Origin of the sequence: Rubinisphaera margarita (assembly GCF_022267515.1) — a bacterium.
GTDB lineage: Bacteria > Planctomycetota > Planctomycetia > Planctomycetales > Planctomycetaceae > Rubinisphaera > Rubinisphaera margarita.
Genome location: NZ_JAKFGB010000012.1, coordinates 776,625 through 790,855 on the forward strand (window position 1 = coordinate 776,625; position 14,231 = coordinate 790,855).

A 14,231-nucleotide genomic window follows, 5' to 3' on the forward strand; every position below is an offset into this window, starting at 1 on the left:
ATCAGGCTTTCAGAGGACCGAGGCGATCGGTGATGGCATTAAACGTTCTGTAAGAGGTCGAGCAATGCTGTGTCTCCGAAGACGGTCTCGTCGTCGGTCGAAAAGGAATCGGCGGCAGTCCGATCAACAAGTGCCGGAGGAGCCGGTGGCGACCGGAATGTTCCAATCATCACGTGTTCCCAGTTCGCATTCGGAGCCCAGCGAACCATCGAGTAATTCGAGAATGCGGAGCCCGTCGACTCAGCGGCATACCAGTAACCGTTGTCAGCTCTCGCGATGAGATCGGCCAGACCATCGCCATTGCTGTCGCCGACAGAAAGGTCGGACATCCCCTGCCCCACCTGATTCCAGTTGAGACCAAATCGCATGCTGAAGCTGCGTCCGTCGGACTGCCCATACCAGAGCTTGGTGCCGTTCAAAAGAGTCGCGACGTTGTCGCGGCCATCGCCGTCGAAATCACCCACGGCCACGGCATCGAGCGACTGCGTCACGGTCAGGTTCGTCCAGTTGCTGCTGTAGAATCCGTTGGCTGGCCCCAGCGACTTGGCGACAAAGATACTGCGGTCTCTTCCGGTTCCGAAGACAGCCAGGATGTCGTCACGGGTATCGCCATTGAAGTTCCCGACCTGAGCAAACTCAAATCCGTTCGAGACGTTCCAGCGATGCGAATTCAGGTACTGGAACCGACTGTTGCTGGTTTTGACCATCCAGACGACGCCGGAGCTGGCGACCACGGCGAGGTCATCGCCTTTGACTCCGTCAAAGTTACCGGCCAGGACCGTATTGATGCCGTCGTAGTTGCCGTAATCGCCCCAATGGCGGTTCAGGAACTGCTGACCGGTCGATGTCGCGACCCACCAGCGGCCTCGATTTCCGTTCTTGAACAGTCCGACGATATCGTCACGTCCGTCTTCATTGAAGTCGCCGACATGGACTTCTTTGATGGCGGCGTGAGTCCAGGTGGTCCAGGCGGAGAAGTTCAGCTGTCCCTGCCCGTTGCTGATCCCAACCTGCCATTCGCCGTTGTGAAGCCAGACGGCAACGTCATCGATGTTATCACCATTGAAGTCGCCCTGAACAACCTTTTGAAACGAGCTGGCCGGACCATTCGTCGCGACATGATTGGAGTACTCCCCGTTGGCATCAGTGTCGGCCATCCACCAGTTGCCGTTCGTAAAACCAGCGATGCCGAGCTGAGTCGGATCACGTGTTTCTTCCTGAACGGTCGCGGTCGTTGTTTCGAAGTCGACTTTGACGTTCTCCGAATTCACCACCACGTTGCTCACGACGTAAGTGACGTCGCCATTCGGGCCGGTCATGGTGACTTCGTAAGTTCCGTCCGGAACCTGCAGCGTGTATCCCCCGGCTGCCCCAACCATGTCGGAGAACTCAGCTCCGGAAGCGACGTTGGTGGCGCGAATTGTTCCCCCGCCAAAGGCTTCGCCAATCGTGTAGAAGTTGTCGTCGTCGGCGCCGCTGGTTGCATCGGTGAAGACGACGCCGGTGATGAAGTTGTTCGTGTTAAATTTGCCGCCGAAAAGTTCGGTCACCATCGACGCGTTGTAAGTCGTCCCCTGGCTCGTATAGAGGCCATAACGAACGCCGGTTCCAACTTCCCGATGCCGGTCATCTAGCATGTTCTTGCGGTGGCCCGAGCTCAGGAACAGCTTCCTGTGGCGTTCGTAGACGTGAGCATCCTCATCGATCGCTCCCGTTGAACCTCCCCACGAGATGTTTTCCCCAACGATGTTGTAAGAGGTATACCCTGCGGCTGTGGCACGGCTGCCAGGCGTTGTGCCCTCAGGAGATTCGTGATTGAAGTAGTCGCGAGCCAGCATGTCATCGGAATGGGCGCGAGCTGCATCCAACAAAGCCTGGTGGGGAGCCAGCGGCTGCTTCGGCGTATCAGCGATCGTTCCCGGATCCAGGCTCGCATTCAGGTCGATTCCATGGCGAGTCGCTTCCGCGCCTGGATCCATACGGGCACGGTTGATCAGTTCAAGCAGCAGCTGTTCACGGGCGGTCAGGTCGACCGCTGACAAGAGCGTGCGACTTTCGAGTGTTTCCGCCTGAGGGAGATCGAAAATCTGTCGGTACGGAACCGAAACGCGGCGTGAAAAGGAACGACGCGGCGCCAACTGGTTGTGAAGGAGATTCTCAACCGTAGCGGTCAGTGTCCATAAGAACGACATAAGCGCAAGTCCGTAATAAATTAGGGTAATCATCGAGTGAAGCGGCCCGAGGTGACCGGATTATTGGGAATCGGCCAGTGTGCGAAAAGGTCAGTCTTCAGTGAGTGCCCAAGGCCCGGCTCTCACTCGGCAAAGCGGTTGCAGAGATGCTTTCCTATTTTTGCCCAATCCAAGTCCGAACTCAATGTTCTTATCGCCTAAAGCAGCCTGCATTCTCGTGTTTTCAGGCGACATCTCGTCGATTGCTGCAGAAAAAGGCCTGGGAGGACAGTTTCGTAGAGTCCAAGCGTTCGAGAAGAACGGGTTTCTGGCAGCCTCTGGTCGATGAGCGATCAGAGTTCTAGAGAACCTCGCCAAAAAACGCGGGAAAATCGAGAAAAGCGAGTTTGGCACGCCTCATGCATTAACCCTTATTCAGACGCGAGGTTGTCTCAAGCGTTAGTAAACTCTGATTAAGGGAGATTGTCATGTTAAGTTGGGCTCTGACATTTCTGGTTATTGCTTTGATTGCAGCTGCTCTGGGATTTGGTGGTGTTGCCGGTACATCGGCTGGTATCGCCAAAATTCTGTTCGTTGTCTTTCTGGTGATGTTTATCGCTTCGCTGCTGATCGGACGCCGCTCTGCTGTTTAACGCAGGGGAGTCATGCTGACGCCTTCGCGGAATGAGGGCGTCAGCGACAAGTCAGATCAAGCACGAGAGAAGGGAGACGACAATGAGTACTGCTACACCACGCGACTCCGTCGCCGGCGATTTTGTGAAACTGCTGCTGGCAATTTTTCTGCCACCAGTCGGCGTGTTCTTCGAAGTGGGCCTTGGCTTTCACTTTTGGCTGAACATCCTGCTGACAATTCTGGGTTACATCCCAGGTATCATTCACGCCGTATATATTATCGCCAAGAAGTAGGGCGAGAGCCGTTCGGATCGGGAGAGTGAGCCGAACGGGCTATGGAAACACATAAGTTGAGAGAACCGAAGGGACGAGGATGGCAGCCCTTCGCCAAAACAAAGGATGGGAGAAATGAGTCCCGCACCAAACATCGCGTACAGGCTTCACCTGTTGGAAACTCAGCTCGAAATCGTTCGGTCCAAGGCGGCTCAGGCGTCGAACGACAGTCGCCACGAATGGGACAGGTTGATCACACAAATGGAAAAGCGGTACGGAGCCCTGTTGGACATTGCTCACATGACCGCACCCGGCCTGATCGAGCCTTGCGATGCTGCTCACACTCATTGCTAAATTGAAGCGTACTGGAGCATTGTGGCCTGAAATCCTGATCCTCGCCTGATAGTGGCCTGCTCCTGATAGAAAGCCGTCGTCCGGAATGAAAATTCCAGGCGACGGCTTTTTTTATTTAACTTTCGCCCTGCTCCGCCAATGTCGGCCGGGCCACCCCGGCCGGTTCGGGTTGCTGCTCGGAGCCACTGACATACAAGAGATGAAAGATTCCGTTCATTCCGAGCACGGCGAGAACGGACGCAACGAGAGTACCCCCGCTGACTTCTTCGGACACAATGGTCCAGACGAACTGTCCAATACAGAGGACTGACACGAGTACCAGTGTCGGTGTGCGGGAGATCAGATTGACCACGACTGCGCCCAGGGGAGCTCCCAGGGCGACGATGGGAGCGGCCGCGAGCCAGTTGGCAAAGACTTCCGGAGCAATCGCGAAAGAACCCGGCATGAGCCGAGCCAGGCCGACGTTGCTGGCGATGCCGATCACCGACGTGAAGGCCATCAAAACGACAGAGGTGGGAATCGCGGTCTTCAGATCGGCACGGAAGAGCAGGACGAGCATCGCGTAGATCATCATGTCGATACCGACGCCGGTAATTGAGGCGACTACGCCGCCCGATAATCCGACGGCCAGACCAATCGCATTTTCCCAGCTTCGCCAGCGACTGCTCATTCCTGCGGCGGCGACCAACTCGCGAAGTTTAACCAAATGCATGATTCCAAAGCTGGCCCAGACGATAGCGAAGAGCAGCTTCACCCACAGGTCCGGCACATGGGGAGCGACAAACAAGGCACCGAGTGGAGTTCCGATCAACGATCCCACCATGGCGGGTCGCAGAATGCCCCAGTTCAGTTTGATGCCGGCGGAGAAAATGTAGATGCTCGCCGAGACCATGCCGATTGACTGCACGGCCAGCCCGAAGTTTCGTCCCAGGCTTCCAGGAAAGTCGAACAGAAGGACCAGGACCGGGAAGCCAACGGTTCCGCCGCCCATGGGAGTTGAACCGGCGATGTACGATCCGAAGGACATCGCCACTGCGATCGGCCAGTGAGAACGCAGCGTGTCGATAGATCCGCCAGCGATCACAAGCGTCAGCCAGGCGGTGTAGAAGATCCCCAGCCAGACGAGAAATGGCCACAGATACGGAAAACGGCCAGTCGCGGAACGCATGACGATCAACCCTGCTCAACAAGTGAAATCGTTGGAAGACGTCGGCGACGTCGTGCGGATGATCTGCAGGGCGCGTTCGAGGCTTGAGGCGAGGGCTCTCCCCGATGTCTACGGAGACTCAGGTTGACTGCTCTAGTTCTCGAGCCAGTCGCAGCTGGCATCTTCGTGAGGTTTGCGGGCGAGTCGGAGCAATTCGACGAACTGCTCCTGCTGCGCTGCAGTCAGGTGAGAGAGTTGTCGCTCGTGCATTTCGCGGACGGCGTCCGCCATCTCTGTGAGCAGTTCTCCCCCTTCGGCAGTCAACTCCACTTCAACCACACGACGATTCTCGACGCGCCTCGTTCTCTGAATCAGGCCTCGTTTCTCCAAGCGATCCAACATCCGCGTGATATCAGGCGCTCGGGTAATCAGCTTGCGTCCCAGCGCCAGGGTGGGCACCGGGGACGGCGCGGCAGCCTGCAGCAATCGCAAAGCATTGTATTGCTGGGCTGTCAGCTTGAATTGCCCGAACAGTTGTTCTTCAATCGCCTTGAGACAGTCGTACGTCCGCCAGAGATTGAGGAAGGTTTCCTGTTCCGTGGAATCGAATGCCGGGATCCCCGGTTCCTGCTTCACATCCGTTTTCCGTTGCGTCATTTTGCCGTCAGCCTGAGAAATGTCAAGACAATTGTTGTTCGGACGGCCTTCCCGGGTTTCTCAATCCGCGAAACGGGCCATCCAAAAAAATAAGTCGCCCGAAAGAGGCTTCAGGCGACTTTTTAAACTCAATGCCCGCAAGACAAAAGTCTTTCGGGCTCAGCTGCAATTACTGGCAGCGAACGTTCTCGGCGCGGGGGCCCTTCGGTCCCTGTCCGACATTGTACGTGACCGGCTGACCTTCGCGCAGCTGCTCGAAGGACACGCCTTCCAGTGAAGAGCTGTGGAAGAACAGGTCGGCTCCGGATCCATTGTCGATGAATCCAAATCCCTTTGTCGTAATGCGTTTAATTGTACCTTCGGCCATTGTGGTGGTCCCAAACTCAAAAAATAGTGCGGTCTGTATCGCTAGAAACGTATCACGCGAAGTGGACTGCTTAAACAACCGCCCGGACTGAAGTGCCGGCGCGGAAATTGACAGTGATTAGGTCTCGTCGTCGGTGATGTCGAGTTCTGCCTCGTCGGGGACGGGCGGAATGATCTCGGACGGCGAGTTTTTACGTCTCAGGCGTCGCTTGAGCTTCTCCTGAGCCTTGTGCTTCTTTTCCATCTCGCGTTGGCGTTTTTCAAACGTATTCTGTTTCTTTGCGATAAGAACTCTCCTGAATAAGGAACCAGACTGTACCCGTCCTGCGGACCAACTTGCCCGGTCCCTGCCGGGCAGATGTCATAGGAGGACGGAGCTACGAGACGATAGAACCAGGGCAGATTGGACGCAACCCGCCCGGCCCTGTGTTCCCGGTTATGTGGTTTGTGGGGTCCGCTTCTTCGAGAAACGGCTCTTCTTTTTCTTGTGACGCGGCTGTCCCTGGCCGTGGCCTTCGGCACGAGCACCTTCTCCGCCTGAAGCGGCAAAGCCACCCTTACGCGGGCTACCCGGTTGAGCAGGACGGCTGCTTCGCCGTGGGGCGGCATCGTCGCGGGAGAACCGCTCTTTTCCGTCCTGTTTTCTTTCGGCACGCTCTCCAGAGGGCTTCGCTCCATCGGGACGCCGGCGTGGTCCTTTGAAAGGACCGCGGTTTTCCGGGCGACGTCGAGGACGACTGCTGGAGCGATCGTTGTCACGATCACCGGAGCCAGTCTCTGCAGCATCGCCAAGAGATTCGTGGCGAGCAACCGGGACTTTTTGTCCGATCAGCTGTTCGATGGCACGCAGTTCACGACGCTCGTTGCCGCTGCAGAACGAAATCGCAATCCCGTCGGCCCCTGCCCGTCCGGTCCGTCCGATACGGTGAACGTAGCTTTCCGGCTCAACTGGAAGGTCGAAGTTGAAGACGTGGGTGATTCCGTCGATATCGATTCCGCGAGCGGCCACGTCGGTAGCGACGAGAACGTTAACCTGCTTTCGACGGAAGGCGTCGAGAGCACGCTGGCGGGCATTCTGTGATTTGTTGCCGTGAATCGCCGTCGCCTTGAGACCCGACTTGGCCAACTGCTCGGCCAGAGAGTTGGCTCCACGTTTGGTCTTGGTGAAGACGATGGCTCGTTCGCTTCCCGATTCCGAGAGAATCGTACGGAGAAGCGACTGCTTCCGGCTCCGGTCGACGTAGATAAGCTGCTGCTCGATCCGGTCGACGCTGGTCGACTTGGGTGTCACGTTGACGGTGACGGGATCCCGCAGCAGGCTGCCGGCGAGTTCGGTGATCTTTGGCGGCAGAGTTGCCGAGAAGAACAGCGATTGCCGCTGTTCCGGCAATTCGCGGAAGATCTTCTTCAGGTCTGGCAGGAAGCCCATATCGAGCATGCGATCGGCTTCGTCCAGAACGAGGATTTCGAGACGATCCAGTTCAATATGCCCCTGGTTCATCAGGTCGAGCAGACGGCCAGGAGTCGCCACAACGATGTGGACACCCCGATTGAGGGCTTTGACCTGGTGGAACTGACTGACGCCGCCATAAATCAAGGCGTGCCGCACCTGCAGGTGCTTGCCGTACGTCGAGCAGCTTTCGCCGATCTGAATGGCCAGCTCCCGTGTGGGAGCCAGGATCAGGACGTTCGGGCGATTCTGCAGCGGCTTGCGTCCCTTCTTTCCCAGCTTGTGCAGGATAGGAAGGGCAAAAGCGGCCGTCTTTCCAGTGCCCGTCTGTGCGCAGCCGAGAATGTCGTGACCTGCGAGAGCGGGCGGGATTGTCTGAGCCTGAATGGGAGTGGGAACTTCGTAGTTTTCGCTGGCCAGTGCACGTTGGACCGGGGCGATGAGCTCAATTTCAGCAAAAGTATTCAATGGTGTTCCTTCGAGGAAGCGAGGGGACAATTTCCCCGCCAGCTGAATGCACGGTGCGCAATGTGAGCGCGAAAAAATGCATCGAGCCTGACAGGCGAGGGATACATCCCTGTTGATTTGGGAAGTGCTTCAACGCGGACAGACGGGATGATTAGTTCCCGCAGTATCGACGCGAACGCACGGTTGGAAGCAGGGGCAGATTGGACTACTCCAGCTCATCAGGATCGGGACTGCGACTGCGCCAAAACGCACTCGATCCGTAGATCCGTCACGATGAGAATTCTGGATAAACAAGAAAGTCGCAGAATTCGATGCGTCTCCGGGAGACGCGGGCGGCTTTCCAGAGCGGTCCAAATAACCGTTGGTTGGCAGCAGTGGGGTGTAGTAGAAGACTACACGGGGAACGGGCGACAGGAGGCTCCACCTCTGCAAAAAGACCCGTTGAGTCGGACAGCACTTCCAATTCGGGAAACGCTACTCGCTTATTTCCGACCATTTCGTCCGCTCGATCACTTCTGATGTGCGGACGTCGACGAACTATACCGGGCAGCGGCCAGAATAGCCACGTCTGTTTCGGGAAAATTCCCGAGATTGAGGCAAATGGGGAAAAAGTGCCCGCCCCGGTCGAGCGCGCTCCCCGATGAAACCCCATAAAACGTGTCAATAAATTGCCGGGAAGCGTTCGCAATTCCTGCTTTTCGATGGGTTTCGCTCTCTCCGTGGAAGATATCAGAGTTCTCCACGCAACTCGTACAGTCGATCGAGGGCCGCTTTGGGGGTAAGGCTGTCGAGGTCCATCGATTTCAGTTTCTCCAGAATCGGGTGTGGCGGCGGCTCGAACAGATTTAACTGACGCTGCGTTGCTCGATCGGTTTTTCGCTGCGGGATATTTGCTTTCCCCTGATCATCACGGCGATCGGACTCGAGTGTTTCGAGAATCTGATTGGCACGCACAATCACATCACCCGGAACACCCGCGAGACGGGCGACATGGATGCCGTAACTCTTGTCCGCGGCTCCCTGCACGATCTTGTGCAGGAAAATCACGTCCCCTTCCGATTCATGGACCGCGACGGTCCAGTTCCGCACCCCGCGAAGCGTTTCGACCAGGTCGGTCAGCTCGTGGTAATGCGTGGCGAACAGAGTTCGGGCTTTCGTAATGTCGTGCAGATATTCTGTGATCGCCCAGGCCAGGGACAAGCCGTCGTAAGTGCTCGTTCCGCGACCGATCTCGTCCAGAATGACCAGTGACTGATCCGTGGCCGCATTCAGAATGCGAGCGGTCTCCGTCATCTCGACCATGAACGTACTCTGCCCCTTGCTGAGTTCATCGCTGGCCCCGACGCGTGCAAAGATGCGATCCACGAGCCCGATGCGAGCGGACGCCGCGGGCACGAAGGAGCCGGTTTGAGCCATCAGCGTCAACAGAGCGGCCTGACGGATATACGTGCTCTTCCCCGCCATGTTTGGCCCGGTGATGATCTGCACGTGGCCACGATCGGGCGATCGTTCCTCGGATTCGTCGCCCTCCTCGCATTCCTGCTGTTCGCCGGAGTCACCGAGCAGAACATCGTTCGGAACGAACTGACCGCTGGGCAGCAGCTGGTCGAGCACCGGATGTCGCCCGTCCCGTATATCGAGGGTGGCTCCTTCGCAAAGTTCCGGGCGGCAATAGCGGTGTTCAACCGCCGTGTGAGCGTAACAGGCAAGGACATCGAGCTCGGCCAGAATCTGGGCAATCTTCTGCAGTCGCGAAACATGCTGGCAGACCTCGGTCCGCAGTTCATGAAACAGCTCTGTCTCCAGCGCCAGTGACTGCTGGTCGGCGGTGAGAACTTTCTCCTCGTGTTCCTTCAGCTCCGGCGTGATATACCGTTCCTGGTTCTTCAGCGTCTGCTTCCGATGGTAGTCGTCCGGGACTTTCTGCAGATGAGCGGCGGTGACTTCAAGGTAGTAGCCGAAGACTTTGTTGAATCCGACCTTCAGATTGCTGATGCCGGTGCGTTCTATCTCTTTCGCCTGATAAGCGGCGATCCACTCCTTACCCCCTCGGGAAAGATCGCGGAGTTCGTCGAGCCGTGTGTTAAAGCCGGGACGAATCAGGTCGCCATCAGTCAGGTTGAGCGGCGGATCGTCGACCAGACATGGTTCAATGAGCGTTCGGATATCTTCACAGAGATCAATCCGGCTTTCGAGATCACGAAGCCGATCCGAACTTCGCCCGGTAAGTAATGCTTTCGTTCTCGGCAAAAGCTTTAGTGTGCGGGACAGGCAGACCAGATCGCGCGGATTGCAGCGCCCGGTGGCCACGCGGGCGGCCAGACGTTGCAGGTCGTAAGTGCCGTCAAGTTCTTCCCGGAGTTCGCGAAGAAGCGTGCTGTCTTCAACCAGCTCCTGAACGGCGTCGCCCCGCTGTGTAATCGTGTCGAGGTCGCGAAGCGGATTGGCAATCCATTCGCCCAGAAGGCGGGCGCCCATCGCCGTGACGGTGTCATCCAGGATATGCAGCAGGGAGCCTTCTCGGTGGCCGCCGCGGAGTGTTTGTGTCAGTTCGAGACTGCGCCGCGTCGCTTCATCGATGTGAACAGTATGAGTGGAGCGATAATTCTCCAGGCTGCTGATATGTCCGAGCGGTGTCTTCTGCGTTTCCTGCACATAGTCGAGCAAGACTCCGGCCGCGGTGACGCCCGGTGAGGCGTCCTCAACATCGAACCCTTCCAGAGAGTTGGTGCCGAAGTGCTGTTTCAGCCGATCGAGGCAGGTATCCGCCACATAGCTCCAGGGGGCCCGCTCGGTTACCACGGCATCGTCGAAGAGTCGGGCCAGATCGGCAAAGGCCGGGCTCTCTTCCAGCCCCTGTTGAAGCAGCAGTTCCGCAGGCCGCAATCGAGCGAGTTCATCACTGAGTTGTTCGAATGGGCAGGAAGTGACCTGGAAGCGGCCGGTTGAGAGTTCCATCCAGGCGAGCCCGACCTGTTTTTTGTCGACATGGACCGCCGCCAGAAAGTTTTCGGTTCGAGGGTCGAGCAGTGCATCTTCGGTGAGCGTACCGGGTGTGACGACTCGTGTGACTTCGCGTTTCACAAGGCCTTTGGCCTGCTTCGGATCTTCCATCTGTTCGCAGATGGCGGCACGATGCCCTGCGCGAATCAGCTTCTGCAGATAATTGTCGAGCGCATGGAAAGGAAAGCCCGCCATCGCGATCGGAGAAGCCGAGCCTTTGTCGCGACTGGTCAACGTCAGTCCCAGTACTCGTGCGGCGATTTCGGCGTCTTCGTAAAAGAGTTCGTAGAAGTCTCCCATGCGAAACAGGAGCAGGCTGTCGGGGTACTGGTGTTTCACCTCGATGTAACGCTCCATCATCGGCGTCAGTTTGGCGCCGGGCGGAGGGGTCTTGCTCTTCCAGCTCTTGGGAGTTGCCTGGGGATCAGACGATTTCTGACTGGTCGTGGATGAGGTTGATTCCGACATAGAACCTGCGTAGGGAGGGAGAGAACGCGAAAGCGGGGGCGGCACGGTCCGGGACTTCGGTGACTGACTGTGTGGACATTGTCTTTGAGGACAATCGGACCGCCGACCGACACGATATGGTCGAGAGTTTATCAGGTCCCCGAGGACATTGTCAGTCTCTGGAACGATCCCCCGGCGTTCGTTAAAGTGCGAGGGGCTGTTCGCTGCGTTCGCGGTGTACAGCCTTTCGAGGCCTGCACGGCAGAAGACATCCGTCTTGATTGTTTCTGTCGTGATCCAGAGAGTTCATCCCACAGGGCTCGTTTCTCATACCGAGGCCGAACTAGCGCACGAAGGAGCTCGCTTTGTATACGACACCTCAACTCTTCGCTGCAGCCGTGAACCGCCCGCTGGCGGTCGGACTGATCGCACTGTCTGCCCTGCTCTTGCCGGTGTTTACTCCCGTTTCGGTGTTTGCTCAGCCTGTCGAGGAAGAGGTGGTCGCCGACGAAGCGGTTGATATCGAGGTGGAAGCCGTTGAGAAAGCAGAGCCGCCGACTCACACTGTCGAGGCCGAGGAGTTTCTGGCGACCATTTCAACAACGGGCGTGTTTGTCAGTCCCTCCTACGAAGAGATCCTTCTGCAGCCGAAAGCCTGGACGACACTCAAGGTTGTTTCGGCGGCTCCGCATGGTTCGTCGGTGATGGAAGGGGACCCGGTCCTCGTTCTTGAAACCGAAGATCTGGACGAAGCGATCGTGAAGGCTCGAAAAGCGATCGTCACAACAACCCTGGCTCTGCGAATGGCGGCTGACGAGTTGCGGTTTCTCAAAGAGACAACGGCAATGGATCTGGAGCAGTCGACCCGTTCCGCCAAAGAAGCAGCTGACGATCTTGAGTATTACCTGACGGTGCAGGAGCAGGAAGATCTGAAGTCAGCGGAGCTGGCTCTTAAGTTCGCTCAGTATCGGCTCGAATACGCTCAGGAAGAACTCGACCAGCTGCAGCAGATGTATGAAGCGGACGATCTGACCGAGCAGACCGAGGAAATCGTTCTGAAGCGAGCTCAGCGCGATGTCGAACAGGCCGAACGCTCGGTCGAACAGTCCGAGCTCCGACGTGATCGCCTGGTGGAAACGCTGATCCCTCGTGAAAAGCAGCAGATGCAGGACGCGCAGGCTCGGTCGGCGATCAGCAAAGCCAAGGCTGTCACCCTGCTCCCGCTGATGCTGCAGCAGAAAGAACTGGAGATCGAGAAGCTGCAGCAGGATTTGACCGAAAAGAAAGAACAACTGGCGGAGATGGAAGCCGATCGGGGGGGAATGACGATCCAGGCGCCGCAGTCGGGCATCGTCTATTACGGTCGAGCTGCCCACGGGAAGTTCTCGGAAGTCGCTGCCCGAGAAAAACAGCTGATCCCCGGCGGCACCGTCAGTGCGAACTCGGTGCTGATGACAATCGTCGATCCCAAATCCCTGTCCGTACTGGCTGATCTGACGGAGAAGCAACTTGCGGAAGTAGAGAATGGGCAGCTGGCGATCGTGAATGCCCACGCGGAAGTCGGCAAGCCTCGTTATGCACGAGTAAATCAGATTGATCCGGTGGCCGCCAGCGATGGCAAGATCAAGGCAACACTGGAACTGCAGCGGGATGTTTCGACCGATCAGCTGCTGCCGGGTATGACGTGTGATGTCAAAATCCGCATCAAGCAGGCTTCCGATGCGATTCTGATTCCAACGGCCCTTGTTCATCAGGATGAGTTTTCTGAGAACAGCGGGCCCTACGTCTGGCTGGCTGGCGACGAACCGCAAAAGCAGCCGGTTGAACTTGGTTTGGAGCGGGATGGAAAGCGGGAAGTGACTTCCGGCCTCGAGCCTGGAGATGAGATTCTGAAGAAGGCTCCCGGCAAATAGACTGTCGCTAGCGGCGCTGTCGCTGTTCTCCGTATCCGCCGACTGTCTGCAGGAGCTTTCCGTGGTTCCAAGGTCGCGATTGTTCGTTCTGTGTTTTATTGCCTTTCTTGCAGTTGAATGCGAGCCCATGTCCGCAGCCGATAAGATTTCCCTGAGTGGCAACAGTTCTCCCAGTGAATGCGTCATCTCTCAGAAAGACGTCGCGGAAGCGGCCGGGGATGCCAAGTGGACGATCACCAAGAAGACGCTGAGTTCTGGCGTTTCTTCGGGGGTCGAAGTGATCGAAGTCGACAACGGCGCGATGGTCGTTTCGATTCTGCCGACTCGCGGCATGGGGATCTGGAAGATTCAGGCCAAAGATCTGCGAGTCGGCTGGGATGCCCCCGCCCGGCAGCCGGTCCATCCGGCGTTCGTCAATCTGCACAGCCGCAATAAGCTGGGGTGGCTCGAAGGGTTTAACGAACTGATTTGCCGCTGCGGGCTGACGTCGAACGGCCCTCCGGGAATCGATCCGGAAGCCGCCAGTCCCATCGAATCTGACCTGACTCTCCACGGACGCATTGCGAACATTCCCGCCCGAACCGTAACCGGACAATACGTGAACGAGGGCGGGAAAGCCGAGCTGGTCATCCGGGGCGTTGTCACCGAATCGACGCTCTTCGGACAGAATCTCGAATTGACGGTCGAGTACCGGATCGGCATCGGCTCGAAATCGCTCACGATCACCGATCAGGTTACCAATCGGGCTGCTCGCGATGCCGAGTTGCAGCTGCTTTATCACATCAATATTGGCACTCCAATCCTCGAAGCCGGCAGTCGCTGGTATGCCCCCTTAAAGCGACTCTCGCCGCGCGACCCGCGGGCCACGGAAGAAATTCAGAAGTACGCCACGTACCTGGGACCAACAACGGGATATGCCGAGCAGGTCTACTTCTGCGACCCAATTGCCGACGATTCCGGAAAGACGCTGGTCGCGCTGACCGACGCCCGTAAGTCACGGGGGATCGCGCTGCAGTTTGAAACAGACACCCTGCCCTGTCTGGCCATCTGGAAGAACACTCAGGCTCTGGCAGACGGCTACTGCACAGGGCTTGAACCAGGAACGAACTATCCGAATTTCAAGGCGCAGGAACGACGTGAAGGCCGGGTGGTGAAACTTCCTCCCGGACGCGACTGGAAGACCAGTATGAAGCTGTCCATTCTGACCTCGGACGAAGAAGTCGCTGACCGCCTGTCACGAATCGAAACCCTTCAAGGGGATAATCGCCTTCAACTCGACTCCGAACTGGTTCCAGGAATCTCCGGCGATCAGTAAAATCGATCGAGGACCTGCGGCTTCTCTGCAACGG

12 protein-coding genes are annotated in these 14,231 nt (G+C 57.4%); 5 read left to right on the forward strand and 7 right to left on the reverse strand.

The features are described 5' to 3' along the window. Positions 1-38: 38 nt before the first annotated feature. Positions 39-2,192: an FG-GAP-like repeat-containing protein gene (locus tag L1A08_RS11450; protein WP_238756534.1), complete on the reverse strand. Its 2,154-nt coding sequence runs from the start codon at positions 2,190-2,192 to the stop codon at positions 39-41. Between the two features lie 467 nt (positions 2,193-2,659). On the opposite strand from L1A08_RS11450, the gene L1A08_RS11455 reads away from it, so the two are divergent. The 3 genes from L1A08_RS11455 (at position 2,660) to L1A08_RS11465 (ending at position 3,431) form a co-directional block, all read left to right on the forward strand. Further along, positions 2,660-2,824, forward strand: coding sequence for a DUF1328 domain-containing protein (locus L1A08_RS11455; RefSeq protein ID WP_238756535.1), 165 nt, complete (start codon positions 2,660-2,662; stop codon positions 2,822-2,824). Positions 2,825-2,906: 82 nt separating this feature from the next. Continuing rightward, the gene (locus L1A08_RS11460; protein WP_238756536.1) at positions 2,907-3,098 is read left to right on the forward strand and encodes a YqaE/Pmp3 family membrane protein; all 192 of its coding nucleotides are present in this window, start codon (positions 2,907-2,909) and stop codon (positions 3,096-3,098) included. A 114-nt stretch (positions 3,099-3,212) separates the two neighbouring features. Beyond that, the gene (locus tag L1A08_RS11465) at positions 3,213-3,431 is read left to right on the forward strand and encodes a hypothetical protein (protein ID WP_238756537.1); all 219 of its coding nucleotides are present in this window, start codon (positions 3,213-3,215) and stop codon (positions 3,429-3,431) included. Between the two features lie 115 nt (positions 3,432-3,546). Here L1A08_RS11465 and L1A08_RS11470 read toward each other — a convergent pair whose 3' ends face one another. The 6 genes from L1A08_RS11470 to mutS all read right to left on the reverse strand — a co-directional run bounded on the left by L1A08_RS11470 (position 3,547) and on the right by mutS (position 10,990). After that, a complete protein-coding gene (locus L1A08_RS11470; RefSeq protein WP_238756538.1) occupies positions 3,547-4,599 on the reverse strand; it encodes a sulfite exporter TauE/SafE family protein in 1,053 nt (350 codons plus the stop codon). Between the two features lie 132 nt (positions 4,600-4,731). Further along, positions 4,732-5,235, reverse strand: coding sequence for a MarR family winged helix-turn-helix transcriptional regulator (locus L1A08_RS11475; RefSeq protein WP_238756539.1), 504 nt, complete (start codon positions 5,233-5,235; stop codon positions 4,732-4,734). A 169-nt stretch (positions 5,236-5,404) separates the two neighbouring features. Then, the gene (locus L1A08_RS11480; RefSeq protein ID WP_238756540.1) at positions 5,405-5,602 is read right to left on the reverse strand and encodes a cold-shock protein; all 198 of its coding nucleotides are present in this window, start codon (positions 5,600-5,602) and stop codon (positions 5,405-5,407) included. A 117-nt stretch (positions 5,603-5,719) separates the two neighbouring features. Beyond that, entirely contained in the window at positions 5,720-5,845 is a 126-nt protein-coding gene (locus tag L1A08_RS22730) for a hypothetical protein (RefSeq protein WP_261362823.1), read from the reverse strand. 192 nt (positions 5,846-6,037) lie between these two features. Then, entirely contained in the window at positions 6,038-7,519 is a 1,482-nt protein-coding gene (locus tag L1A08_RS11485) for a DEAD/DEAH box helicase (RefSeq protein ID WP_238756541.1), read from the reverse strand. 729 nt (positions 7,520-8,248) lie between these two features. Beyond that, positions 8,249-10,990, reverse strand: a complete 2,742-nt coding sequence (gene mutS / locus L1A08_RS11490; protein ID WP_238756542.1) for a DNA mismatch repair protein MutS — start codon at positions 10,988-10,990, stop codon at positions 8,249-8,251. A 344-nt stretch (positions 10,991-11,334) separates the two neighbouring features. On the opposite strand from mutS, the gene L1A08_RS11495 reads away from it, so the two are divergent. Together L1A08_RS11495 and L1A08_RS11500 are read left to right on the forward strand one after the other, a co-directional pair. Further along, positions 11,335-12,882 (forward strand): efflux RND transporter periplasmic adaptor subunit, encoded by a 1,548-nt coding sequence (locus L1A08_RS11495; RefSeq protein WP_238756543.1) that lies wholly within the window; start codon positions 11,335-11,337, stop codon positions 12,880-12,882. Positions 12,883-13,009: 127 nt separating this feature from the next. Further along, positions 13,010-14,197, forward strand: a complete 1,188-nt coding sequence (locus L1A08_RS11500) for an aldose 1-epimerase family protein (RefSeq protein WP_238756544.1) — start codon at positions 13,010-13,012, stop codon at positions 14,195-14,197. Positions 14,198-14,231: the final 34 nt, after the last annotated feature.

Bases quoted from the DNA above. Each gene is read 5' to 3' on its own strand.
- L1A08_RS11450 (WP_238756534.1), bottom strand. From the start codon at position 2,192: ATGTCGTTCTTATGGACACTGACCGCTACGGTTGAGAATCTCCTTCAC.
- L1A08_RS11455 (WP_238756535.1), top strand. From the start codon at position 2,660: ATGTTAAGTTGGGCTCTGACATTTCTGGTTATTGCTTTGATTGCAGCT.
- L1A08_RS11460 (WP_238756536.1), top strand. From the start codon at position 2,907: ATGAGTACTGCTACACCACGCGACTCCGTCGCCGGCGATTTTGTGAAA.
- L1A08_RS11465 (WP_238756537.1), top strand. From the start codon at position 3,213: ATGAGTCCCGCACCAAACATCGCGTACAGGCTTCACCTGTTGGAAACT.
- L1A08_RS11470 (WP_238756538.1), bottom strand. From the start codon at position 4,599: ATGCGTTCCGCGACTGGCCGTTTTCCGTATCTGTGGCCATTTCTCGTC.
- L1A08_RS11475 (WP_238756539.1), bottom strand. From the start codon at position 5,235: ATGACGCAACGGAAAACGGATGTGAAGCAGGAACCGGGGATCCCGGCA.
- L1A08_RS11480 (WP_238756540.1), bottom strand. From the start codon at position 5,602: ATGGCCGAAGGTACAATTAAACGCATTACGACAAAGGGATTTGGATTC.
- L1A08_RS22730 (WP_261362823.1), bottom strand. From the start codon at position 5,845: ATGGAAAAGAAGCACAAGGCTCAGGAGAAGCTCAAGCGACGCCTGAGA.
- mutS (WP_238756542.1), bottom strand. From the start codon at position 10,990: ATGTCGGAATCAACCTCATCCACGACCAGTCAGAAATCGTCTGATCCC.
- L1A08_RS11500 (WP_238756544.1), top strand. From the start codon at position 13,010: ATGTCCGCAGCCGATAAGATTTCCCTGAGTGGCAACAGTTCTCCCAGT.